18 protein-coding genes are annotated in these 21,311 nt (G+C 76.1%); 9 read left to right on the top strand and 9 right to left on the bottom strand.

Features of this window, described 5'->3' with window-relative positions:
• Positions 1 to 10 precede the first annotated feature (10 nt).
• Positions 11 to 946: an NAD(P)-dependent oxidoreductase gene (locus tag AB0L25_RS33680; RefSeq protein ID WP_500176801.1), complete on the top strand. Its 936-nt coding sequence runs from the start codon at positions 11 to 13 to the stop codon at positions 944 to 946.
• Between the two features lie 27 nt (positions 947 to 973).
• On the opposite strand, the gene AB0L25_RS33675 is transcribed toward AB0L25_RS33680, so the two are convergent.
• Positions 974 to 1,408 carry a hypothetical protein gene (locus AB0L25_RS33675; protein WP_500176800.1) on the bottom strand — a complete coding sequence of 145 codons (435 nt, stop codon included), beginning with the start codon at positions 1,406 to 1,408 and terminating at the stop codon, positions 974 to 976.
• Positions 1,409 to 1,534: 126 nt separating this feature from the next.
• Here AB0L25_RS33675 and AB0L25_RS33670 point away from each other — a divergent pair, with 126 nt between their 5' ends.
• From AB0L25_RS33670 to AB0L25_RS33645, 6 genes are read left to right on the top strand one after another with little or no spacing between them, the layout of a single operon-like run.
• Positions 1,535 to 3,067, top strand: a complete 1,533-nt coding sequence (locus AB0L25_RS33670; protein WP_500176799.1) for an FAD-dependent monooxygenase — start codon at positions 1,535 to 1,537, stop codon at positions 3,065 to 3,067.
• Entirely contained in the window at positions 3,064 to 4,599 is a 1,536-nt protein-coding gene (locus tag AB0L25_RS33665; RefSeq protein ID WP_500176798.1) for a peptide MFS transporter, read from the top strand. The genes AB0L25_RS33670 and AB0L25_RS33665 overlap by 4 nt, the downstream gene beginning before the upstream one ends.
• Before the next feature lie 18 nt (positions 4,600 to 4,617).
• Complete coding sequence (locus AB0L25_RS33660) at positions 4,618 to 5,691, top strand: glucose-1-phosphate thymidylyltransferase (protein ID WP_500176797.1); 1,074 nt, start codon at positions 4,618 to 4,620, stop codon at positions 5,689 to 5,691.
• An 11-nt stretch (positions 5,692 to 5,702) separates the two neighbouring features.
• The gene (locus AB0L25_RS33655) at positions 5,703 to 5,897 is read left to right on the top strand and encodes a hypothetical protein (protein ID WP_500176796.1); all 195 of its coding nucleotides are present in this window, start codon (positions 5,703 to 5,705) and stop codon (positions 5,895 to 5,897) included.
• Complete coding sequence (locus tag AB0L25_RS33650) at positions 5,894 to 7,276, top strand: acetyl-CoA carboxylase biotin carboxylase subunit (RefSeq protein ID WP_500176795.1); 1,383 nt, start codon at positions 5,894 to 5,896, stop codon at positions 7,274 to 7,276. The genes AB0L25_RS33655 and AB0L25_RS33650 overlap by 4 nt, the downstream gene beginning before the upstream one ends.
• On the top strand, positions 7,269 to 7,733 hold the full coding sequence (locus tag AB0L25_RS33645) for an anthrone oxygenase family protein (RefSeq protein WP_500176794.1): 465 nt from the start codon (positions 7,269 to 7,271) through the stop codon (positions 7,731 to 7,733). Before AB0L25_RS33650 ends, AB0L25_RS33645 begins: the two co-directional genes overlap by 8 nt.
• Positions 7,734 to 7,997: 264 nt before the next feature.
• Here the strand turns inward: AB0L25_RS33645 and accD are convergent, their stop codons facing one another.
• From accD to rfbB, 6 genes are read right to left on the bottom strand one after another with little or no spacing between them, the layout of a single operon-like run.
• On the bottom strand, positions 7,998 to 9,683 hold the full coding sequence (gene accD, locus AB0L25_RS33640) for an acetyl-CoA carboxylase, carboxyltransferase subunit beta (RefSeq protein WP_500176793.1): 1,686 nt from the start codon (positions 9,681 to 9,683) through the stop codon (positions 7,998 to 8,000).
• Positions 9,680 to 10,033, bottom strand: a complete 354-nt coding sequence (locus AB0L25_RS33635; RefSeq protein WP_191333937.1) for an antibiotic biosynthesis monooxygenase family protein — start codon at positions 10,031 to 10,033, stop codon at positions 9,680 to 9,682. The genes accD and AB0L25_RS33635 overlap by 4 nt, the downstream gene beginning before the upstream one ends.
• Complete coding sequence (locus AB0L25_RS33630; protein ID WP_500176792.1) at positions 10,030 to 11,286, bottom strand: ketosynthase chain-length factor; 1,257 nt, start codon at positions 11,284 to 11,286, stop codon at positions 10,030 to 10,032. Before AB0L25_RS33630 ends, AB0L25_RS33635 begins: the two co-directional genes overlap by 4 nt.
• Positions 11,283 to 12,551, bottom strand: a complete 1,269-nt coding sequence (locus tag AB0L25_RS33625) for a beta-ketoacyl-[acyl-carrier-protein] synthase family protein (protein WP_500176791.1) — start codon at positions 12,549 to 12,551, stop codon at positions 11,283 to 11,285. The genes AB0L25_RS33630 and AB0L25_RS33625 overlap by 4 nt, the downstream gene beginning before the upstream one ends.
• Positions 12,551 to 13,036, bottom strand: coding sequence for a cupin domain-containing protein (locus AB0L25_RS33620; protein WP_500176790.1), 486 nt, complete (start codon positions 13,034 to 13,036; stop codon positions 12,551 to 12,553). The genes AB0L25_RS33625 and AB0L25_RS33620 overlap by 1 nt, the downstream gene beginning before the upstream one ends.
• 41 nt (positions 13,037 to 13,077) lie before the next feature.
• Entirely contained in the window at positions 13,078 to 14,100 is a 1,023-nt protein-coding gene (rfbB, locus tag AB0L25_RS33615) for a dTDP-glucose 4,6-dehydratase (protein ID WP_500176789.1), read from the bottom strand.
• Positions 14,101 to 14,271: 171 nt separating this feature from the next.
• Between rfbB and AB0L25_RS33610 the strand changes: the two genes are divergently transcribed.
• Entirely contained in the window at positions 14,272 to 15,531 is a 1,260-nt protein-coding gene (locus AB0L25_RS33610) for a cytochrome P450 (RefSeq protein ID WP_500176788.1), read from the top strand.
• Between the two features lie 106 nt (positions 15,532 to 15,637).
• Here AB0L25_RS33610 and AB0L25_RS33605 read toward each other — a convergent pair whose 3' ends face one another.
• Positions 15,638 to 17,521, bottom strand: coding sequence for an AfsR/SARP family transcriptional regulator (locus tag AB0L25_RS33605; protein WP_500176787.1), 1,884 nt, complete (start codon positions 17,519 to 17,521; stop codon positions 15,638 to 15,640).
• Positions 17,522 to 18,171: 650 nt separating this feature from the next.
• Positions 18,172 to 20,025 carry an AfsR/SARP family transcriptional regulator gene (locus AB0L25_RS33600; RefSeq protein ID WP_500176786.1) on the bottom strand — a complete coding sequence of 618 codons (1,854 nt, stop codon included), beginning with the start codon at positions 20,023 to 20,025 and terminating at the stop codon, positions 18,172 to 18,174.
• Between the two features lie 177 nt (positions 20,026 to 20,202).
• Here AB0L25_RS33600 and AB0L25_RS33595 point away from each other — a divergent pair.
• Positions 20,203 to 21,311 (top strand): nucleotide disphospho-sugar-binding domain-containing protein (locus AB0L25_RS33595; RefSeq protein WP_500176785.1); only part of this gene is annotated, 1,109 nt, incomplete at its 3' end.

Raw genomic sequence — 21,311 nt, 5'->3', positions numbered from 1 at the left:
GCGGCGGGCGATGCACGCGAACACGGAGACCGGCACCGGGACGGGCACCGAGACAGGCACCGGGACGGGCACCGGGACGGGCGCGGAACGGCGGGCGGTGGCGTTCGTCGGGCTGGGCGGCATGGGCTCGGGCATGGCGCACGCCCTGCTCGAGGCGGGCTTCCCGCTCACGGTCCACAACCGGACGGCGAGCCGCGCGGAGCCGCTCACGGCGGCGGGCGCCGTCGCCGCCCCGACGGCCGGGGACGCGGTGGACGGCGCGGCCGTCGTCGTGGTCAGCCTCGCCGACGAGGCCGCCGTCGAGGAGGTCGTGTTCGGGAGTCTCGCGGGACGGCTGCGGCCCGGCGCGCTGCTCGTGGACACCTCGACCGTGTCGCCCGGCTACTCCCGGGACGCCGCCGGCCGGCTCGCCGCCCTCGGGGTGCGCCGGGTGGAGGCGTGCGTCGTCGGGAACCCGCTGATGGCCCGGGCCGGGAAGCTGCGGGTGTTCACGGCGGGCGACCCGGCCGACGCCGAGGCCGCCGGGGACGTCCTCGCCGCGCTCGGCCGGGAGGTCCGGCACCTGGGCGCGACCGGGAACGCGTGCGTGCTGAAGCTGGCGTTCAACGTGCTGCTCGGCGTGCAGGTCGCCGCGCTGGCCGAGGCGGTGACGATGGCCGAGGGCGCGGGCCTGCCCCGTGAGGAGCTCCTCGACGCGCTCACCGGCAGCGGCTTCAGCGCCCCGACCCTCGACTTCCGCGCCGGGTTCATGCGGTCCCGCGAGTACGCGCCCGCCGCGTTCCGCACCGCGCTGATGGCCAAGGACCTGCGGCTGGCGCTGGACGTCGGCGCGTCCGGCGGGACGCCGATGCCGGTGACGACCCGCGCCGCCGAGCGGTACCGGTCGGCGGCGGAGGCGGGCCGCGCCGACCAGGACGCCGCCGCCATCGTCGAGCTGCCCGGCTGACCGGCGGCCCGCCGCCGGGCGGGAGCGTCAGCCGCGCGCCTTCTTGCGGGCGTCGTGCCGGGCGGCGAGCGCCGACCCGACGAGGACGACGTAGCCGATCGCGCCGCGCGCCGCACCGTCCACGGCGGAGCCCGCGACGGTCTCGTCCATCCCCCAGGCGAGCGCGCAGGCGCGGCGCGCGGCGAACACCAGCACGGCGATCAGCACCGCCGGGACGACCGCGAGGACGGGCGCGAGCCGGCGGACCGTGTCCTGCGCGGCGGCGTTCCCGCCGTCCTCGCGGAGCACCATGACCAGCCCGCCGAGCAGGAAGAACACCATGATCCCGATGCAGAGCGGGCTCGCCACGAGGATGCCCCGGAAGTCCCCGCCGGACAGCGACAGCACCAGCCAGCCCACGGTGACGGCCGCCGCGCACAGGGCGGACATCTTCCACGGGAACAGGCGTACCGCCTCGCGCATGTGCTCTCCTCGCCTCACGGTCGGTGAACGACGATCCTCGCACGGGGCGGTCGAGGATCGGTCGAGAACGGCGGCGCCGATCGTTCCTCGACCGGGCGTCGAGGCCCGCCGCCCAGCATCCTCGGCATGGACGCGCAGGAACGCACCTCGGTACTGATCGTCGGCGGCGGTCTCGTCGGGCTGGCCGTGTCGGCCTTCCTGGCCCGGCTCGACGTGCCCGCCCTGCTGGTGGAGCGGCGCTCCGGGCCGTCTCCGCACCCCCGGGCGCGCGGGGTGAACCCCCGCACGATGGAGCTGCTGCGGCTGCTCGGGATCGCCGACCGCGTCCGGGCCGCCGAGTCGGCCCGCGCGCTGGCCGGCAACCACGGGATCGTCGCGGTCGAGACGCTGGCCGGGCGGCGGCTCGGCGAGCTGGCCGAGCCGTACTTCCGCGGCGTCCGGGACCCGGCCGGCCTGTCCCCCGAGTCCTGGTGCATGATCCACCAGGACGAGCTGGAGCCGCTGCTGCGCGACCGGGCCGCCGAGCTCGGCGCCGCGCACCGCTTCGGGACGGAGTACGTCGACCACACCGAGACGGGCGACGGGATCGTCGCGACGGTCCGCGACACGGCGTCCGGGCGGACCTCCGCGGTGGCCGCCGACCGCCTGGTCGTCGCGGACGGCGCGGGCGGCGGGCTGCGCGAGCGGCTCGGGATCGGGACGCACGGCCCCGGGGCCCTCGCCCGGTTCGTTAACATCGCCTTCACCGCCGACCTGACCGGGCCGCTGGACGGCCGCCGGTTCATCATGTGCTACACGACGGGCACCGGCACCCGGTCGGCGCTGCTGCCGGTCAACAACACCGACCGGTGGATGCTGCACGTCCTGCGCGACGCCGACGACGCGTCCCTCCCCGGGCCGGACGAGTGCGTCGCCCTCGTCCGCGCGGCGGCCGGCGTGCCGGACCTGCCCGTGCGCATCGACGGGGTCCTGCCGTGGGTGTCGGCGGGCCGCGTCGCGGACGGGTTCGCCGCCGGGCGCGCGTTCCTCGTCGGCGACGCCGCGCACGTGATGCCGCCGTCCGGCGCGTTCGGCGCCAACGTCGGGGTGCAGGACGCGCACGCCCTCGCCTGGCGGCTCGCGGCCGTCGCCCACGGCGCCGCCGGTCCCGCGCTGCTGGACGGCTACGACGCCGAGCGCCGCCCCGCCGCCGACCACGCGATGCGGCAGGCCGTGCTGCGGTCGCAGGACCGGCCCCGGTTCGTCGGCGGCGGCGACGCCCCGCCCCCGAACCCGGAACTGGAGCCGGACGAGAACGTCGTGTTCGGCCCCGAGCCGGACGGGACGCCGGGGCGCCGCGCACCGCACGTCGTCCTGCCCGGCGGGACGTCCACGATCCACCGGTACGGCACCCGCTTCGTGCTCGGCCACGGCCCCGCCGGGGACGGGTGGGGGCGCGCCGCCGCGGCCGCGGCGGCGGACACGGGCATCGACGTCGACGCGTACGGCGGCGACGACGCCTGGTGCGCGGCGCACGGCGTCGCGCGCGACGGCGCGGTGCTCGTCCGTCCGGACGGCGTCGTCGCGTGGCGGGCGGCGACCGGGCCGGACGACCCGGGCGCGCTCGCCGGCGCGCTCCGCGAGGCGCTCGCGGCGCCCGTCCCGGGGGCGGCGCGATGAGCGTCCGGGCCGCGTTCACCGGGCACGGCCCCTGGTACCGCACGCTGTTCCTCACCGACATGTGGGAGCGGTTCAGCTTCTACGGCATGCAGGCGATCCTCGTGCTGTGGGCGGCGGCGCCGGCCGCCGAGGGCGGGCTGGGGCTGGACGAGCCGACGGCCGCGGCGCTGTTCGGCGTCTACATCGGCGGCGTGTTCGTGCTGGCGATGCCCGGCGGCTGGCTGGGCGACCGGGTCCTCGGGGAGCGCCGCGCCGTGCTGTGGGGCGGCCTCGGGATCATGTGCGGGCACTTCGCGATGGCGCTGCCCGCGCGTCCCGCCGCGTACGCGGGGCTGCTGCTGATCGCGGCGGGCACCGGGCTGCTCAAGCCGAACATGAGCGCGCTGCTCGGCCGCTTCTACGACGCGGGCCGGTCCGTCGAGCGGGAGGCCGCGTTCTCGGTCTTCTACATGAGCATCCAGGTCAGCGCGCTCGCCGCGCCGCTGCTCGTCGGGTTCCTCGGCGAGAGCGTGAACTGGCACCTGGGGTTCGCCGCAGCCGGGGTCGGGATGGCGTTCGGCGTCGCGCAGTACGCCGCCGGGCGCCGCCACTTCGGCGAGGTCGGCGACCGGCCCGTCCGCCGCGCGGCGCCCGCCGAGCTGCGCCGGGTCGGGCTGGTGGCGGGGACGGTCGCCGGTGCGGTGGCGGCGCTGCTCGCCGTCGACGTCGCCGCGGGGACCTTCGTCCCCGACCACCTGATCGTCCCGGTCGGGCTGGTGATCATCCTGGCGGCGCCGGTCGCGTACACCGGGATGCTGCGCCGTCCCGGGCTGACCGCCGCGGACCGCGCCCGCGTCCGCGCGTTCGGGTGGCTGTTCCTCGCCGCGGCCGTGTTCTGGATGCTCGTCGGCCAGTCCGGGTCGGTGCTGAACCTCTTCGCCGAGCGGTCCACCGACCGGGACGTCCTCGGCTGGACGGTCCCGGCGAGCTGGTTCCAGTCGGCGACCCCGCTGTTCGTGCTGCTCGTGGCGCCGGTCACCGCGGTGGTGTTCCTGCGGCTGGGGCCCCGGTTCGGGGTGCGCGGCAAGTTCGTGACGGGGATGGCGCTGTCGGGCGCGAGCTTCGTCGTCATGGCGGGCGCGGCGCTCGCCGCCGGATCCGGGAAGGCGTCCCCGCTGTGGCTGCTGGCCGTGCTGTTCCTGCACGCCTGCGGAGAACTGGTGCTCGGCCCCGTCGGGCTGAGCGCCGCCGCCGACGCCGCCCCGCCGGCGTTCCGCGTGCAGATGCTCGGGCTGTGGTGGCTGTTCTGCGCGATGGGAATGGGCCTCGGCAGCTCCACCGCGCGCGTCTCCGAGGCCGTCTCCCCCGCCCTGTACTTCGCGGCGCTGGGCGTGCTCGCGCTGGCCGTGGCCGTCCTGCTCGCGGTCCGCGCCGGGTCGGCCGCCCGCCGTCTCGCCTACGCCGCGCCGGCGCCGACCGCGCCGGCGCCCGCCGACCGGACGGCCGGTCCGGCGGCCGGGCCGCGCACGACCGGCCCGCTGATCACCGACTGAGCAAGGGATGGGAACAACGTGAAGGCTCTGGTACTCGCCGGGGGCACGGGGTCGCGGTTGCGTCCCCTCACCCACAGCATGCCCAAGCAGCTCGTCCCCGTGGGCGGGCGACCCGTGCTGTTCCACGGGCTGGAGGCCCTGCGGGACGCGGGGGTGCGGGAGGTCGGCGTCATCGTCGGCGACCGCGGCGCCGAGATCCGGGCCGCGCTGGACGCGGTGGACGGGCTCGGCCTCGACCTCACCTTCATCCCGCAGGACGCGCCGCTGGGGCTCGCGCACTGCGTGCTGATCGCCCGCGACTTCCTCGGGGACGACGACTTCGTCATGTACCTCGGCGACAACGTCATCCTGGACGGCGTCGCCGGCATCGTCGGGGCGTTCGGCCGCGCCCGGCCCGCCGCGCAGATCCTGCTGGCGCCGGTGCCCGACCCCGAGCACTACGGCGTCGCGGAGGTGGACCGGTCGGGCCGGGTCATCGCGCTGGCGGAGAAGCCCGCCGAGCCGCGCAGCGACCTCGCGCTCATCGGCGTGTACGTGTTCTCGCCGGAGATCCACGAGGCGGTGCGGGCGATCGAGCCGAGCGACCGCGGCGAGCTGGAGATCACCGACGCGATCCAGTGGCTGCTGTCGCGGGGCCGCCCGATCGCGTCGCACCGGTTCGACGGCTACTGGAAGGACACCGGGCGCGTCGAGGACCTGCTGGAGTGCAACCGCGCCGTCCTGGAGGGCATCGTCCCGGACGTGCGCGGCAAGGTCGACTCGACCAGCGAGATCATCGGCCGGGTCGTCGTCGCGGAGGACGCCGAGGTGAGCGGCTGCCGGATCGTCGGCCCGGTGGTCATCGGCCGGGGCAGCCGCCTGTCGGGGACCTACGTCGGCCCGTTCACCTCCGTCGGCGCCGACTGCCGGGTCACCGACTCGTCGCTGGACTTCTCGATCCTGCTCGACGGCTCGACCGTGGACGGCGTCCGCGGGCTGCACGGCTCGCTGCTCGGCCGGGAGACCACGATGGGACGCCCGCGCGGCGCGCACACGGCGAGCCGCGTCGTGGTGGGCGACCACAGCAGGCTGCAGATCGGGGGCGTGCGGTGAAGGGGCGTGCGGTGAAGGAGCTCGGCACGGTCCTCGCCCTGGGCGTCCGGCGCTGGTTCGAGGGCCTCGCGTGCGTGACCGTCGCGCACGGCTGGCTGCCGCCGGACCGCGCCGCCGCGGGCCCTCTGCTGGACGAGCCGCCCGCCGGCCATCCCGAACGGCTCGTCGCCGGCGACGTCGAGTGGCACCGGGAGTGGGTGCGATGAGCGGGCCGGCCGTCCCGTTCCGCAGCGTGCTCATCGCCAACCGGGGCGAGATCGCGCTGCGGGTCGCGCGGACCTGCAGGGAGATGGGCATCCGGACGATCGCGGTGTACTCCACCGCGGACCGCGACTCGGCCGTGGTCCGGTTCGCCGACGAGGCGGTGCACATCGGGCCGTCCCCGGCGCGGGCCAGCTACCTGAACGTGCCCGCGATCGTGGAGGCCGCCGCGGCGACGGGCGCGGAGGCGATCCACCCCGGCTACGGCTTCCTGTCGGAGGACCCGGACTTCGCCGAGATCTGCGACGCGAACGGCCTCACCTTCGTCGGGCCGCCGCCGGCGCTGATGGCGCGGCTCGGCGACAAGTCCGCCGCCCGCGCGATCATGGCGGAGGCCGGGCTGCCGGTCCTGGGCGGCAGCACCGGCACGCTGGACGGCGCCGCGCAGGCCAAGGCCGTCGCCGACGACATCGGCTACCCCGTCATCATCAAGGCGACGGCGGGCGGCGGCGGGCGCGGCATGCGGGTGGTGGACGGGCCGGGCGCGTTCATGCGCGCCTACAGCGAGGCCCGCGCCCAGGCGCACTCGGTGTTCGGCGACTCGCGGGTGTACGTCGAGCGCTACGTGAATCCGGCGCGGCACGTCGAGGTGCAGATCCTCGCGGACGAGCACGGCGGCGTCGTCCACCTCGGCGCCCGGGACTGCTCGGTGCAGCGCCGCTACCAGAAGCTCGTGGAGGAGACGCCCGCGCCGCGGCTCGACCCGGCCGCCGCCGAGGAGCTGTGCGCGGCGGCCGTGCGGGGCGCGCGGGAGATCGGGTACGCGGGCGCGGCCACGTTCGAGTTCCTGCTCGACGCCGACGGCGCGTTCCACTTCATGGAGATCAACTGCCGGATCCAGGTGGAGCATCCGGTGACCGAGATGGTGACGGGCGTGGACGTCGTCCGCGAGCAGCTCCTCGTCGCCGCCGGCCTGCCCCTGTCGATGAAGCAGGAGGACGTGGCGTCGTCCGGGGTGTCGATCGAGTGCCGAATCAACGCCGAGGACCCGGCGACCGGTTTCCGGCCGACGCCGGGGCGGCTGGACGAGCTCGTCCTGCCCGGCGGCCCGTTCACGCGCGTGGACGCGCACGTGTTCCCCGGCGCGGCCGTCGCCGCCGAGTACGACCCGCTGCTGGCCAAGGTCGTCGTCTGGGCGCCGGACCGCGACCTCGCGATCGCCCGGATGCGGCGGGCGCTGGACGAGTTGCGCGTGTCGGGGCCCGGCGTCCGCACGACCGGGTCGTTCCTGCGCGACGTCCTGGACCATCCCCGGTTCCGGGACGGCTCGCACTCCACCGGGCTGGTGGCCGAGATCATGAGCGGGGAGGGCGGTCGTGGGTGACGTGCTGGGCGAGGGCGTGGCGCTGGTGGCGCTGCTGTGCACCGGCGTGGCGGCGGGTGTGCTGTTCGCGGTGGCGGTGAGCGTCGTCCCGGCGCTCGCCGCGCTCCCCCCGGACCGCTACATCGAGACGCACAAGCTGCTCGGCCGCAACTGGGATCCGACGATGCCGATCATCGTGCTCACCGCGACCGCGGGGCACCTCGTGCTGGTCGCGGTCGCCGACGGCGCCGCCGACCGGGTGCTGTCGGGGATCGCCGCCGCGCTGATGCTCGGCACCGCCGCCGTGTCGCACCTGCTGAACGTGCCGCTGAACCGCGCGGTCAAGGCGCTGGATCCGGCGCGCGGCGTGGGCCCCGACTGGTTCGACCCGCGCCCCCGCTGGCGGCGGTTCCACCTGGTCCGCACCGCGTTCGCCGTGCTCGGCTTCGCCTCCGCCGCCCTCGCCGTCGTCACCTGAGCACCCCCGCCGCCCCCGGCGCCCCCGCTCCGAAGCCCGGAGCGGGGGCGTTCGGCGTCCGCCGCGCCGCCGAATTCCCGCCAGTCCCTGCCCGACGACACCGCCGAACACGCCGAACTGCCCCGCTCCGGTGCCCGGAGCGGGGGCGTTCGGCGTCCGCCGCGCCGCCGAGTCACGGCCGGTGCCGGCCGACGGGACCGGCGAACGGCGCGAAGCGCCCCCGCTCCGGAGGCGGGAGCGGGGGCGGTCCGGGCGGTCGGCCGGCTACCGCGCCGGAACGTCGCGGACGGCTTCGCGGCCGAAGGCGCGGAAGCGGGCGCGGCGCGCGCGCACCAGGTCGCCGGGCGGGACGCCGTCCAGGTCGGCCAGCGCGTCCAGCAGCACGCGGCGCAGCCGTTCGGCCGCGCCCGCCGGGTCGGCCTGCGCTCCGCCGGGCGGCTCCGGTACGCAGCCGTCCACGATTCCGAGGCGCAGCAGGTCGGGGCCGCCGATCCGCAGCGCGCGGGCCGCCTCCTGCGCCCGTCCCGCGTCGTTCCAGAGGATCGCCGCGCACCCCTCCGGGCTGATCACCGAGTACACCGCGCCGGCGAGCGCGTACACCCGGTCGGCGACGCCCAGCGCGAGGGCTCCGCCGCTGCCGCCCTCGCCCGTCACCACCGCGACGACCGGGACCGGCAGGCCCGCCATCAGCCGCAGGTTCTCGGCGATGGCGAGCGCCTGCGCGTTCTCCTCGGCGGCGATGCCCGGGTAGGCGCCGGGGGTGTCGACGAGCGTCACGACCGGCAGGCCCAGCTTCGCGGCGAGCCGCATCAGCCGGGCCGCCTTCCGGTAGCCCTCGGGGCCGGCCATCCCGAAGTTGCGGGCGGACAGCTCCGCGGGCGTGTGCCCCTTCTGGTGGCCGATCAGCATGATCGGGACGCCGTCCAGGGTGCCGACGCCGCCGACGATGGCCGGGCAGTCGGCGCGGTGCCGGTCGCCGTGCAGCTCGAGGAAGCCGTCCAGCAGCGAGAACGCGTAGTCGAGCGTGGTGGGCCGGTCCAGGTCCCGGGCCGCCCGGACGGCCTCCGCCGGGTCCCGCTCGGGCAGCGCCTCGGGGTCGGTCACCGGCGCGCCGCCCGCGCGGCGCGGGGCCGCCCCGGGACGGCCGAGCGCGAGCAGCCGCCCCAGGGTGGGGCGCAGTTCGGCGCGCGGCGTGATCCGGTCGACGACGCCGTGCGCGGCGAGGAACTCCGCGGTCTGGAAGTCGGCCGGGAGTTCCTGGCGGATCGTCTGCTCGATGACCCGCGGCCCCGCGAACCCCATCCGGGCGCCCGGCTCGGCGAGCAGGACGTCCGCGAGCGTCGCGAACGACGCGGCGACCCCTCCGTAGGTGGGGTCGGTCAGCACCGCGATCGTCAGCACCCCGGCCTCGTCCAGCGCGGCCAGGGCGGCGCTGGTCTTGGCCATCTGCATCAGCGACAGCGCGCCCTCCTGCATCCGGGCGCCGCCGGACGCGGTGACCAGCAGGAGGGGGGTGCGGTCGGCCAGCGCCGCCTCGGCCGCCCGGGTGACCAGCTCCCCGGCGGCCGAGCCGAGGCTGCCGCCGAGGAACGGGAAGTCCATGACGGCCGCGACGACGGGCGCGCCCTCGATCGTGCCGCGCACCGCCCGGACCGCCTCGTCGGCCCCGGTCCGCTCGCGGGCGTCGCGGAGCCGTTCCGGGTAGGGCCGGACGTCGACGAAGCCGAGCGGGTCGTACGGGACGGCCTCGGCCGGCAGCGGCCGGACGGAGCCGGGGTCGAACAGCATCGCGATCCGCTCGCCCGCGCCGAGCCGGGCGTGATGCCCGCACTCGGAGCAGACCCGCAGGTTCCGGACGAACCGGCGGACGTACAGCAGCGTGCCGCAGGCGCCGCAGCGCACCCAGTCGGTGGCGGCGGCGGAGCTCCGGCGGACGTCGACGACGGTCACGCGGCGCCCTCCCGGTCGGCGGCGCCGCGCAGCCGGTGCACGACGTGCATCGTCGTCATCGACCCGCCGCTGCGGTACGGGTGGAGCTTCTGCCGGTGCTCCACGTGCTCGTCGCTGTGCTCGAACTCGCGGAAGCGCGGCTCGTCCACCCAGTCGCTGACGATGTAGTAGATCCCGGGCTCCTCCGCCGACCGCATGAGCCACTGCCCGAGGTTGGCGGGATGGCCGGTGATCACGTCGCCGACCGACCGCCACACGTCCTCGAACTCGGCCTCCACGCCCGGCTTGATCTGCATCCGGAGCATCACCCGGAACGCCACGGCGGGACGTTCCCCGGCCTGCACGGTCATCTGCTCTCTCCTTCGGTCGTCTCCACGACGAGGGCGGCGTTGAAGCCGCCGTGGCCGCGCGCCACGACGAGCGCGCGGCGCAGCGGGAGCGCGCGGGGCGCGCCGCGCACGAGGTCCAGCGGGTACGGGCACGGGTAGTCCCCGGCCGTCGCGGGCACCAGCCCGTCCCGCAGCGCCAGCAGCGCGGTCGCGACGTCCAGCGACGCACCGCCCGCGTACAGCCGTCCGGTGAGGGTCTTCGGCGCGGTGACGGGGACGCCCTCGGGGCCGAACACCGCGACGAGCGCGTCGGCCTCGGCCCGGTCGAGCTCGGGGTCGGCGACCGCGTCGGCGAACACCGCGTCCACCTCGGCGGGCGCCGCGCCCGCGTCGTCGAGCGCCGCGCGGATCGCCCGCTCCAGGGTGGGCGGGCGGTCCGAGCCGGGCGGCGGGTCGAACGTGGCCGCGTAGCCGGTGATCCGGCCGTAACCGGCGACGCCGCGCTCGGCGGCGTGCGCGGCGTCCTCCAGCACGAACATCGCGCCGCCCTCGCCGGGCGCGTAGCCCGCCGCGTCGGCGGCGAACGGCCGGTAGGCGGCGGCCGGGTCGTCCGCGGTGCTGAGCCTCCCGGTGGCCGTCTGCGCCGTCAGCCCGTACGGGCACAGCGACGCGTCCGTGCCGCCGGTGACGACGAGCCGCGTCCCGGTGCGCAGCAGCCGCCGGGCCTGCGCGAGGGCGTCCAGCCCGCCCGCCTGCTCGGTCGCGACGACGCCGCAGGGCCCGCGCATCCCGTGCCGGATCGAGATCTGGCCGGTCGTCGCCGCGTAGAACCAGGCGATCGACTGGTACGCCCCGACCGCGCGCGGCCCCCGCGACCAGAGCCGCTCGATCTCGCGCTGGCCGAACTCGGTGCCGCCGGACGAGCTGGCCGTCACCACCGCCATCTCGTACTCGGGCAGGTCGGCGGGGTCGGCGGCGGCGTCGGCCAGCGCCATCTCGGCCGCCGCGAGCCCGAGGTGCGTCCAGTGGTCGGTCTGCGGGATCAGCCGGCCCGGGACGCGCTCGGCGGCGGAGAAGCCGGGGACCTCGCCCGCGACCCGCACCGGGTAGCGGGACGGGTCGAACCGGGCGAGGACGCCCAGGCCGCTGCGTCCCGCCCGGGTGGCGTCCCAGTAGGCGTCCGTGCCGAGCCCGTTGGGCGCGACGATCCCGATCCCGGTCACGACCGCGTCGCGCGCGCTCGCGCCGTTCCCGGTCGCGCCGTTCCCGGTCACGCCGCCCTCCCCGGGCGGGTCAGCACCATCGCGGTCTGGAAACCGCCGAACCCCGACCCGACCGTCAGCACCGCGCCGGTGCGGTGGTCGCGCGCCTCCTTCGGCACGTAGTCCAGGTCGCATTCGGGGTCGCGGGTCTCCAGGTTCGCGGTCGGCGGCACCACCTGGTGCTCCAGCGCCAGCACGCAGGCCGCCGCCTCGATCGACCCGATCGCGCCGAGCGAGTGCCCGACCATCGACTTGATCGAGCTGACCGGCACCTCGTGGGCGCGGGCGCCGAGGCTCCGCTTGAACGCGGCCGTCTCGTGCCGGTCGTTCTGCTTGGTGCCCGACCCGTGCGCGTTGACGTAGTCGATGTCGGACGGGTCGAGCCGCGCCTCGTCCATCGCCACCCGGATCGCCTCGGCCATCTCGCGTCCGTCCGGCTTCAGGCCCGTCATGTGGTAGGCGTTGCTGCGGGCCGCGAACCCGGCGAGCTCGGCGTAGACGTGCGCGCCGCGCGCCTCCGCGCGCCCCGCCTCCTCCAGGACGAGCACCGCCGCGCCCTCGCCGAGCACGAACCCCTTGCGGTCCAGGTCGAACGGGCGGGACGCGTGCTCGGGGTCGTCGTTGCGCGGGGAGGTCGCCTTGATGGCGTCGAAGCACGCGACGGTGATCGGGGAGATCGGCGCGTCGGTGGCGCCCGCCACCATGACGTCCGCCGCGCCCTCCTGCACCAGCCGCAGCGCGTGCCCGATCGAGTCCAGCCCGGACGTGCAGCCGGTCGAGGTCAGCGACACCGGCCCCTCCGCCCCGACGCGCCACGCCACCTCGACCGCCAGCGTGCTCGGCACCATGTGGCCGTACAGGTGCGGGACGGCGTACTCGGGGTCGACGAGCCACTCGCGGCCGCCGTCGCTCAGCACGACGTACTCCTGCTCCAGGCCCATCGTGCAGCCGACCGCGCTGCCGATGCTGACGCCGGTGCGTTCGGGCACCAGGTCGTCCACGGCGAGCCCGGAGTCGGCGAGCGCCTCCTCCGCCGCCACCACCGCGAACTGCGCGGCCCGGTCCATCCGCCGGATCTCCCGCGGCCGCAGCCCGGCGGCGGCCGGGTCGAAGTCGACCTCGGCGGCGATCCGCGACCGGTATCCGGTGGCGTCGAACAGCGAGATCGTGCGGGTCGCGGTGCGGCCCGCCGTCAGCATCGCCCAGAACGCCTTCGCGCCGACCGCGCCGGGCGCCACCACCCCGACGCCGGTCACCACGACCCGACGGTCCGCCATCACGCGCCACCCACCTGCGGGCCGGCCTCGTCCGGGGCCGGCAGCGGCTCGGTGTCGACGTGGCCGAGGTCGGGCCGCGGCGCGAGCGGGCTCAGGTGGAACACCACCTCCGCCCGTTCCGTCCCGGCGTTCTCCAGCCGGTGCCGCACCCCGATCGGGACCATCAGCGCGTCGCCGGTCCGCAGCGGCACCGGCTCGTCCGCGACCCGCATCAGCAGCTCGCCGCGGACGACGTACAGGAACTCCTCGGAGTACGGGTGGTAGTGCTCGGACACGAACTCGCCCGGTTCGAGCGTCAGCACGCCGAAGAACCCGGAGGTGGAGCCGACGGTCTTCGGGCTGAGCAGCACCCGGATGTCGCCGCCGCGCCGCCGGTTCGCGGCGACGTCGTGCGCGCAGACGGGCCGGACGGCGGAGGCCGGCTCGACGGCGGCGGGCCGGGCGGGGGCGGTGGCGGCGAGCTCGGTCGCCTTGCTGGACGTCATGGTGTCTCCCTGGAGGTCGTCGGAACGTGTGCGCCCGCCGGTCACGCGGGCAGCGCCGCCGCGGCCTCCCGCAGCGGACGGTGCGGGGACAGCGCGGCGCGCTTCTTCAGCGGCTCCCACCAGTCCCGGTTCTCCCGGTACCAGCGGACGGTCTCGGCCAGCCCCTCCGCGAACGCGACGCGCGGCCGGAAGCCCAGCTCCTCGCGGACGCGCCGGTCGTCCAGGGCGTAGCGGCGGTCGTGGCCCTTGCGGTCGGCGACCCGGCGGATCCGGCCGCGGTCCGCGCCGACGGCGTCCAGCAGCAGTTCGGTCAGCTCGAGGTTCGACAGCTCGGTGTCGCCGCCGATGTTGTAGGTCGCGCCCGGACGGCCGCGCTCCAGCACGAGCTGGAGGCCGCGGCAGTGGTCGTCCACGTGGATCCACTCGCGGACGTGCCGCCCGTCCCCGTACAGCGGGACGTCCTCGCCGTCCAGCAGGTTCGTGACGAACAGCGGGATGACCTTCTCCGGGAACTGGTAGGGCCCGTAGTTGTTGGAGCAGCGCGTGACGGACGTCTCCAGCCCGTGCGTCCTGTGGTAGGCCCGGACGAGCAGGTCGCTGGACGCCTTCGACGCCGCGTACGTGGAGTTCGGCTCCAGCGGGTGCCGCTCGTCGGACCGTCCGTCCTCGACCGATCCGTAGACCTCGTCGGTCGAGACGTGCACGAACCGCCGCACCCCGGTGCGCAGGCAGCACTCCAGCAGCGTGTGGGTGCCGACGACGTTCGTGGTGACGAACTGGGCGGCGCCCGAGATGGACCGGTCGACGTGCGACTCGGCGGCGAAGTGGACGACGGCGTCGTGACCCGGCAGCAGGTCCATCATCAGGCCGCCGTCGCAGATGTCGCCGTGGACGAAGTGGAGCCGCGGATGGGCCAGGTTCAGGCTGTCGAGGTTCCCCGCGTACGTCAGCTTGTCCACGACCGTGACGTCGACCGGGTCACCTCCCGTCAGCCTTCCCTCCAGCGCGCTCCGGACGTAGTGCGAGCCGATGAATCCGGCACCGCCGGTGACGAGCAGCCGCACGGTTCTCAATCCCTCCGAAGTGAAGACGGGACGGACGTCCCTATGCGAGGAGACTCGGGGGCGGCAGTCGAGAGCCGTTCGAGACCCGCTGGACCGGCCCCCGGCCGGGGGCTCGACCGAGGCTCGACCGGCACCGAGCACGCTGGGCGGCGACAACCGAAGGGGGAGCCCATGCCGGAAGAGGCCATGCCGGAAGAGGCCACGCCGGAACAGGCCGCGCCGGAAGAGGCCGCGCCCGAACCGCCGCCGTTCCCGTTCCCCGTCCCGGACGGCCCCGACCCGGCCGCCGAGTTCGGCCGGCTGCGCGCGGCCGGGCCGGTCGCGCGGGTGCGGCTGCCGTCGGGGACGGACGCCTGGCTCGTCACCCGGTACGCCGAGAACCGGGAGGTGCTGGCCGGGACCGCGTTCAGCCGCGCCGCCGCGGCCGCGGCGGGGGCGCCCCGGCTGCGCCGCGTCCCGCTGGAGGCGGGGTCGATCACGACGCTGGACCCGCCCGAGCACACGCGGCTGCGCCGGATCGTGGCGGGCGCGTTCACGCACCGCCGCGTGGCGGCGCTGCGGGTCCGGGTCGCCGCGATCGCCGACGAGCTCCTCGACGGCCTCACCGCCGGGACCCGGACCGCCGAGCTGGTCGGCGGGTACGCGCGGCCGCTGGCGATGACGGTGATCTGCGAGCTGCTCGGCGTGCCCCGCCCCGACCAGGACCGCTTCGCCGCGCTGAGCGCCGCCTACCTGGGCGGCGCCGCGACGCCGCCGGAGGAGACCGAGCGGGCGGCGAAGGAACTGCGCGGCTACCTCGCGGAGCTGGTCGCGCGGCGGCGCGCGGAGCCGTCCGGCGATCTGCTGGGCACGCTGGTGCGGGCCCGCGACGACGACCGGATGACCGAGACCGAGCTGGTCGCGCTCGGCCTGACGATCCTCGTGGCCGGGTTCGAGACGTCCGCCGGGATGGTCGCGGGGTCGGTGCACGCGCTGCTGCGCCGCGACGGGATGCTCGACCCGCGGCTGGCGGACCGGGACGCGCTGGGCACGGCGGTGGAGGAGCTGCTGCGCTACGTCGCGGTCTCGGCGGCCGGGGGGACGATCCGGGTCGCGACGCGGGACGTGCGGCTCGGTCCCGCGGGGGCCGGGGTCACCGTGCGGGCGGGCGAGGCGGTGCTGCCCGCCACGACGTCGGCGAACCGGGACCCGGCGGTGTTCGCCGAGCCCGACCGGCTCGATCTGGCCCGCCGCCCCAACCCGCACCTGGCGTTCGGGCACGGGCCGCACCACTGCCTGGGCGCGTCCCTCGCCCGGGTGGAGCTGGAGGAGGCGCTGGCCGCGCTGGTGCGGCGCCTCCCGGCGCTGCGGCTCGCGGTGCCGGACGCCGAGGTCCGCTGGCGCGGCGGGGGGATGGTGCGCGGGCCGGAACGGCTGCCCGTCTCCTGGTGACCCGCCCGGTGACGCGGATGGCGGCGCGCGGCAGCGTGCTCCGCCCCCGCCCCCTGAACCGCCGGTGATGATGGCCCGTGTCCCGGACGGGCCATCATCACCGGTCCTAGCTGGCGCGCAGGCTCTCCGACAGCGACTCGACCACCTGGTCGCACACCATGATGCGGTGCAGTTCGGAGGTCCAGCGGTAGACGCGGTGCTCGGCGCCGGGGTCGGTGCCCTCGTACATCGCCGTCGCCCGCAGGAAGCGCGCGGCCGTGAGCCGTTCCAGCACGTCGGACGCCTGCGCCCGGTCGGTGCCGATCAGCGCGGCGCACCCCCGCGGGGTGAAGGCGGAGCCGGAGAGCAGGCTCAGCCAGCGCAGCGCCGTCCGGTCGGCCTCGCCGAGCCGCCGGTAGGCGGCCTCGAGCTGCGCGCGCAGGTCGAAGTCGGACGAGCGCAGCTGGGCGAGCCGCTGCCGTTCGACCGCGAGCTGCTCGGCGTAGGCGGCCAGGCTCAGGAACGGCAGCGCCGCGAGGCGCGCCCCGGCGGCGCGCACCGCGAGCGGGAGCCGCCCGCAGTACCGCACGATCCGGTCCGCCGCCTCCGGCTCGTCGGCCAGCCGCTGCCGTCCCACGACCCGGCCGAGCAGGACGCGGGCGGACTCGGCCGACAGCTCGCCGATCCCGACCTCGCGGTCCCGCAGCGGTTCCGGGGGGACGCCCCGCATCGTGGCGATCAGTGCGCAGCCCGGGTCGCGGGGCAGCAGGTCGGCGGTGCCCGGCCGGTCGCCCATGTCGTCCAGCAGGACCAGCGTCCGGCGTCCCTCGAGCCGCCGCCGGTACAGCTCGGCGCGGCCGGCGCGGTCCGGCGGGATCTCCTCGGCCGCGACGCCGAGCGCCCGCAGGAACCCGTACAGGACCATCGCGGGATCGGCGGGGTCGGTGCCGGAGCCGCGCAGGTCGACGTACAGCTGGCCGTCCGGGAAGGCGTCCCGGACCCGGTGCGCGGCGTGCACGGCGAGGGCCGTCTTGCCGGTCCCCACCGCCCCGGTCAGGACCGCGGCGGGCGCGCCGGTGCCGGCGGGCTGGCCGGACAGCATCCCGAGGACGGCGTCCAGCGACCGGGTGCGCCCGGTGAAGTCGGCGATGTCGGGCGGGAGCTGCGCCGGGGGCCGCGGCCCGGCGGGCGCGGCGGCGGGACGCGGCCGCGCCGGTCCGAGCGGCCCCCGGTCGGCGGTGCGGGGCAGGTCGAGCGACGGGTCGCCGGTCAGCACCGCCTGCTGCAGCTCGGCGAGTTCCGGGGACGGCTCCAGGCCCAGGTCGCCGACCAGCACCTCGCGCAGCGACCGGTAGGCGTTGAGCGCCTCCCACTGCCGGCCCGAACGGTAGAGCGCCAGCATCAGCGGCCGGTGGAAGCCCTCGTGGTAGGGGTGCTCCGCGGTCAACGCCTTCAGTTCGCTGATCAGCTCCCGGTGCCGGCCGCAGCGCAGGTCCGCCTCGATCCGCATCTCCAGCGTCCGGATGCGGCTCTCCTCGAGCCGGGTCACGTGCGCCTGCAGCAACCGGCCCGTCCGGACGTCCGCCAGCGCGGCGCCGCGCCACAGGCCCATCGCCTCGCTGAGCAGGTCCGCCGCCGTTTCGGGGTCACCGCCGTGCAGCGCCGCCCGCCCGCGCTCGGTGAGCGCCTCGAAACGGAACAGGTCGATGTGGTCGCTGGGCACCGCGGCCATGTAACCGGACGGCCGGGTGAGCAGGAACCGCTCCCCCGCGTCCGGCTCGAGTTCCTCGTTGATGATCTTCCGGAGCAGGTAGATGTAGGTCTGCATGGTGGTCATCGCACTGCGCACGGGCGAGTCGCCCCACAGTTCGTCGATGAGCGCCTCGGTCTGCACGATCTGGTTCGGATGGAGAATCAGGAAGCACAGCACCCTCCGCAGTTTTGGTGCGGTCGGAGTGATGTCTCGGCCGTCGTGGAGTACTTCAAGACCCCCGAGGATCTTGAATTCCATGCTGCCTCCATGGTGAAACCCGGGATCATCCGGCGATCCGCCGCGCCGGCCGACCGGATGTCGGCTCCGCCGGGGCGGCATCCGACGGATGCGGTCTCGGTCGAGACCTGGCGCCGGTGATCTCCACGCCCGGACAACGTGACGATCATCTGATAGCGCCGGTCGGACTTTATCAGGGCATATTTCGACAGTCCAGGACTTATAGCGCCAGGAGCCCGCAAAGTCGCTAATCGTTCGCAAACCCAAGACAATTGAAAGACGAACCTTCGGCGAGCGGAAGGGACTCGTGACAGATGACACTTGCGCCGCGAAGTCTCCCCGCCCGGGTTTCGGTCAGGGACCGAAACCAGATCGATGGCACGCTCCGACACCGGGACGCCCCCGATCCCCCGTCCGCCCGAGTCGGCTAGCGCCGTCGACAGATGCCGTCAGTGCATGACAGGGGCCCTCGAAATCCGGTCGGACCGAAACCCGTACCACGAGACGGGACGGTGGGCGGCCGTCAGGACCGCCGATGCGCCCGGGACCTCGCCCGTTTCTCGTTCCGGAGCGGATCCGGGGCGGCGCGGGAGCGATTCCACGCCCCGCCCCATGGTGTCCGTAATTGAATGAAATCCGGTATTACGGATTCTTGCGGGCCCGGCGGCGCCTCAGCCGAAGTATTCGACGAGGAAGGCGTAGGCGAAGGCTGCGAATTGGTAACACATCCGCCCCTCGCCGGTGTACCCCGTTATCGCGAGGAAACAATGCTCGGCCGCGACGGCCACGAGCGCCTCGGCGGCGCGCTCGTCCGTCTGCAGCGCCCGCGCCGCGTCCGCCACCGTGGCCGGGCCCGGCTCCAGCTCCGCGAGCCGGCGGACGGCGGCGCGCTCGTCCTCCGACAGGCGGGCGTACATCGAGGCGCACAGCGCCCGCAGCCGCTCGCCGCCGGCGCCCAGCTCGTCCAGCGGGCGCCGCGCGTGCATCAGCCGGTCGGCGAGCGCGCCGGCGGGCAGGGCCGGGTCCTCGCGCAGCCTCCCGGCGACGGCGCGCGCCGCGAGCGGGCTGCCCGCGCACAGCCGCGCGAGCCGCTCCAGCCCGCGCCGCTCCCCCTGGCCGCGCCGCCCGGCCGCGGCCAGCAACCGGACGAGGTCGTCGCGGGACAGCCCGTCCAGCCGCAGGACGCGCGCGCCCGCCAGGCCGTACAGCGGGACGCGGCCGGTCACCAGCACCGCGCTCAGCGGGCAGCCGGGCAGCAGCAGCCGCGCGTCCGCCGCGGACGCCACGTCGTCGAGCACCAGCAGCGTGCGGCGGCGTTCCAGCACGGTCCGCAGCAGCGCCGAGCGCTCCGCCGTCTCCGCGGGAAGCTGCCGGGACGGGACGCCCAGCGCGCACAGCATCCGCTCCAGCGCGGCGTCCACCGGCATCGGGTCGGGGCCGCTGCCGCCCAGCGGCACGAACAGCGTCCCGCCCCGGAAGCGCCGCGCGACCCGGCGGGTGATCTCGGCCGCCAGCGCCGTCTTGCCGATGCCCGGCATCCCCGCGAGCGCCACGATCGGGGTCGCGACCGCCGCCTCGCCGTGCTCCAGCAGCATCCCCACGGCGGTGCCGCGGTCGCCGCGCCGCCCCACGAACGGGTCCGGCACCGGCGGCGGTCGCAGCCCGCCCGGCGGCACGCTCCGCGCCGCGCTCCCGGCCCCCGGCGGGCGGGCGCCCCCCGCGCCGCCCCCGCCGGAGCCGTCCCGCCCGTCCGCGCCGTCGGCGCCGTCGGCGCCGTCGGCGCGGTCGTCGTCGAGGGCGAGGTACAGCCGCCGCAGCGCCTCCGACGGCTCCAGGCCCAGCTCGCCCGCCAGCGTGCGGCGGACGCGCCGGTACACGTCGGCGGCCTCGCGGCCCAGCCCCGAATGGGACAGCGCCGTCATGAGCTTGTGCGTCAGGCCCTCGTGCGTCGGGTGGTCGGCGCTGAGCCGCCGCAGCTCGGTGATGACCTCGCGGTGCCGGCCGAGCCCCAGCTCCGCCTCGATGCGCCACTCCAGCGTCGTCAGCCGCCGCTCCTCCAGCCGCATGGCGTGCGCCGCCAGCGACCCGCCGGGCGCCGCGCCCGCCAGCGCCGGGCCCCGCCACCACGACAGGGCCTCGGCCAGCGTCGTCCGCGCGCCCGCCGCGTCGCCCCGCGCCAGCATCCGCCGGCCCTGCTCGCTCAGCCGCTCGAACCGGCACAGGTCGAGGTCGTCCGGGGTGATCCGCAGCTGGTAGCCGCGCGACCGGGTCAGCAGGACGTTGTCGCCCCCGAGGATCCGCCGCAGCTTGTACACGTACGTCTGGACCGTGGACGCCGCACTGTGCGGCGGGCGGTCCCCCCACAGCTCCTCGATCAGCTCCGGGATCTGCACCACGCGGTCGTGGTGCAGCAGGAGCAGGGTCAGCAGGGCCTGCAGCTTCGGCGTCGTCGGCGTGACGTTCCCACCGTCGCGCCGGACGCTCAGCGGGCCGAGCACCCCGTATGTCGTTCGTCCATCGCTCATCGCACGGCTGCTCTCACGCGCCCCCCGTACCGGATGCCCGCACAGTCACACCGACTGCTCGAATCCCCCTCGAAGCCGCCTGGAAGGAAGCGGCGCGCCCGCCGCCGGACGGTCCCGTGACCTGCGGCTCGCCGGGAACTCCAGGCGTCTTCGAGCGTCCCGCGCGACGGTCCGGCCATGCGCGTGCTGATGACATGGACATGGCCGACCCACTACCTGCACATGGTCCCGCTCGGGTGGGCGCTGCGCGCCGCCGGGCACGAGGTCCGGGTGGCGTCCCGGCCCGGGCACGTCGCGGCGACCGTCCGCTCCGGGCTGCCCGCCGTCGCCGTCGGCCGGGACGTGGACGTGATGGCCGCCGCCCGGCGCAGCGCCGCGTCCGGCGACGGCGGGGCCGCGGACGAGCGGCGCTGGACGGCCCCGCACCGCGAACGCGTCCTGCGCGCCATCGGAACCTGGGCGCGCGTCGCCGACGCCATGGTGGACGACCTGCTCGATTTCGGCCGCGCCTGGCGCCCCGACCTGGTGGTCTTCGACCCGATGGCCTACGCGGGCGCGCTGGCCGCCGCCGCCCTCGGCGTCCCGGCCGCGCGGCACCTGTGGGGCGTCGACCTCGCCTACGGCGACCGCGACCGCGATCCCGGGCTGCTCGGCGACGTCCCCGAGTTCGGCCCGCTGCTCGGCCGGCTCGGGCTGCCCGGCTTCGACGACCTCGGCGACCTCACCCTCGACCCGTTCCCGCCGTCGCTGCAGATCCCCGCGCCGATCCCGCGCCGCACCCTGCGCTACGTCCCCTACAACGGCCCCGGCGCCGAGCCGGACTGGACGCTCGCGCCGCCGCGCCGCCCCCGGGTCTGCGTCACGTGGGGGACGACCGGCGGGCAGTACGCGGCCGAGGGGTACTTCCACGGGCCCGCCGCGGTGGCCGCCGCCGCCGAACTGGACGTCGAGGTGGTGGTCGCGACGACGCCCGAGCAGCGCCCGCTGTACGGGGACCTGCCGGACGGGGTGCGGGTCGCCGAGTCCGTCCCGCTGCACATGCTGCTGCGGCACTGCTCGGCGATCGTCCACCAGGGCGGCGGCGGCACCACGCTGACCGCGCTGGACGCCGGCGTCCGGCAGATCGTCGTCGGGCACCTGCCCGACCACCGGCTGCACGGGCACAAGATCGCGGCGGCGGGCGCGGGGATCGCGGCGAGGCGGAGCATGCCGGGGCGGAGGGCCGCGAGGACGATCGGGGGCGGGGTCGCGGGTGCGTTGTCGAGCTTGAAGCCCTTGACGGTGAA

The sequence above is a fragment of the Spirillospora sp. NPDC052242 genome (assembly GCF_040679555.1).
Lineage (GTDB): Bacteria > Actinomycetota > Actinomycetes > Streptosporangiales > Streptosporangiaceae > Spirillospora.
The sequence above is the reverse complement of the archived record's forward strand: the minus strand, read 5'-3'. Positions and strand labels throughout refer to the sequence as shown.

Bases quoted from the DNA above. Each gene is read 5' to 3' on its own strand.
- AB0L25_RS33620 (WP_500176790.1), bottom strand. From the start codon at position 13,036: ATGACGTCCAGCAAGGCGACCGAGCTCGCCGCCACCGCCCCCGCCCGG.
- AB0L25_RS33670 (WP_500176799.1), top strand. From the start codon at position 1,535: ATGGACGCGCAGGAACGCACCTCGGTACTGATCGTCGGCGGCGGTCTC.
- AB0L25_RS33675 (WP_500176800.1), bottom strand. From the start codon at position 1,408: ATGCGCGAGGCGGTACGCCTGTTCCCGTGGAAGATGTCCGCCCTGTGC.
- AB0L25_RS33600 (WP_500176786.1), bottom strand. From the start codon at position 20,025: ATGAGCGATGGACGAACGACATACGGGGTGCTCGGCCCGCTGAGCGTC.
- AB0L25_RS33610 (WP_500176788.1), top strand. From the start codon at position 14,272: ATGCCGGAAGAGGCCATGCCGGAAGAGGCCACGCCGGAACAGGCCGCG.
- AB0L25_RS33625 (WP_500176791.1), bottom strand. From the start codon at position 12,551: ATGGCGGACCGTCGGGTCGTGGTGACCGGCGTCGGGGTGGTGGCGCCC.
- AB0L25_RS33635 (WP_191333937.1), bottom strand. From the start codon at position 10,033: ATGACCGTGCAGGCCGGGGAACGTCCCGCCGTGGCGTTCCGGGTGATG.
- AB0L25_RS33680 (WP_500176801.1), top strand. From the start codon at position 11: ATGCACGCGAACACGGAGACCGGCACCGGGACGGGCACCGAGACAGGC.
- AB0L25_RS33605 (WP_500176787.1), bottom strand. From the start codon at position 17,521: ATGGAATTCAAGATCCTCGGGGGTCTTGAAGTACTCCACGACGGCCGA.
- AB0L25_RS33650 (WP_500176795.1), top strand. From the start codon at position 5,894: ATGAGCGGGCCGGCCGTCCCGTTCCGCAGCGTGCTCATCGCCAACCGG.
- AB0L25_RS33665 (WP_500176798.1), top strand. From the start codon at position 3,064: ATGAGCGTCCGGGCCGCGTTCACCGGGCACGGCCCCTGGTACCGCACG.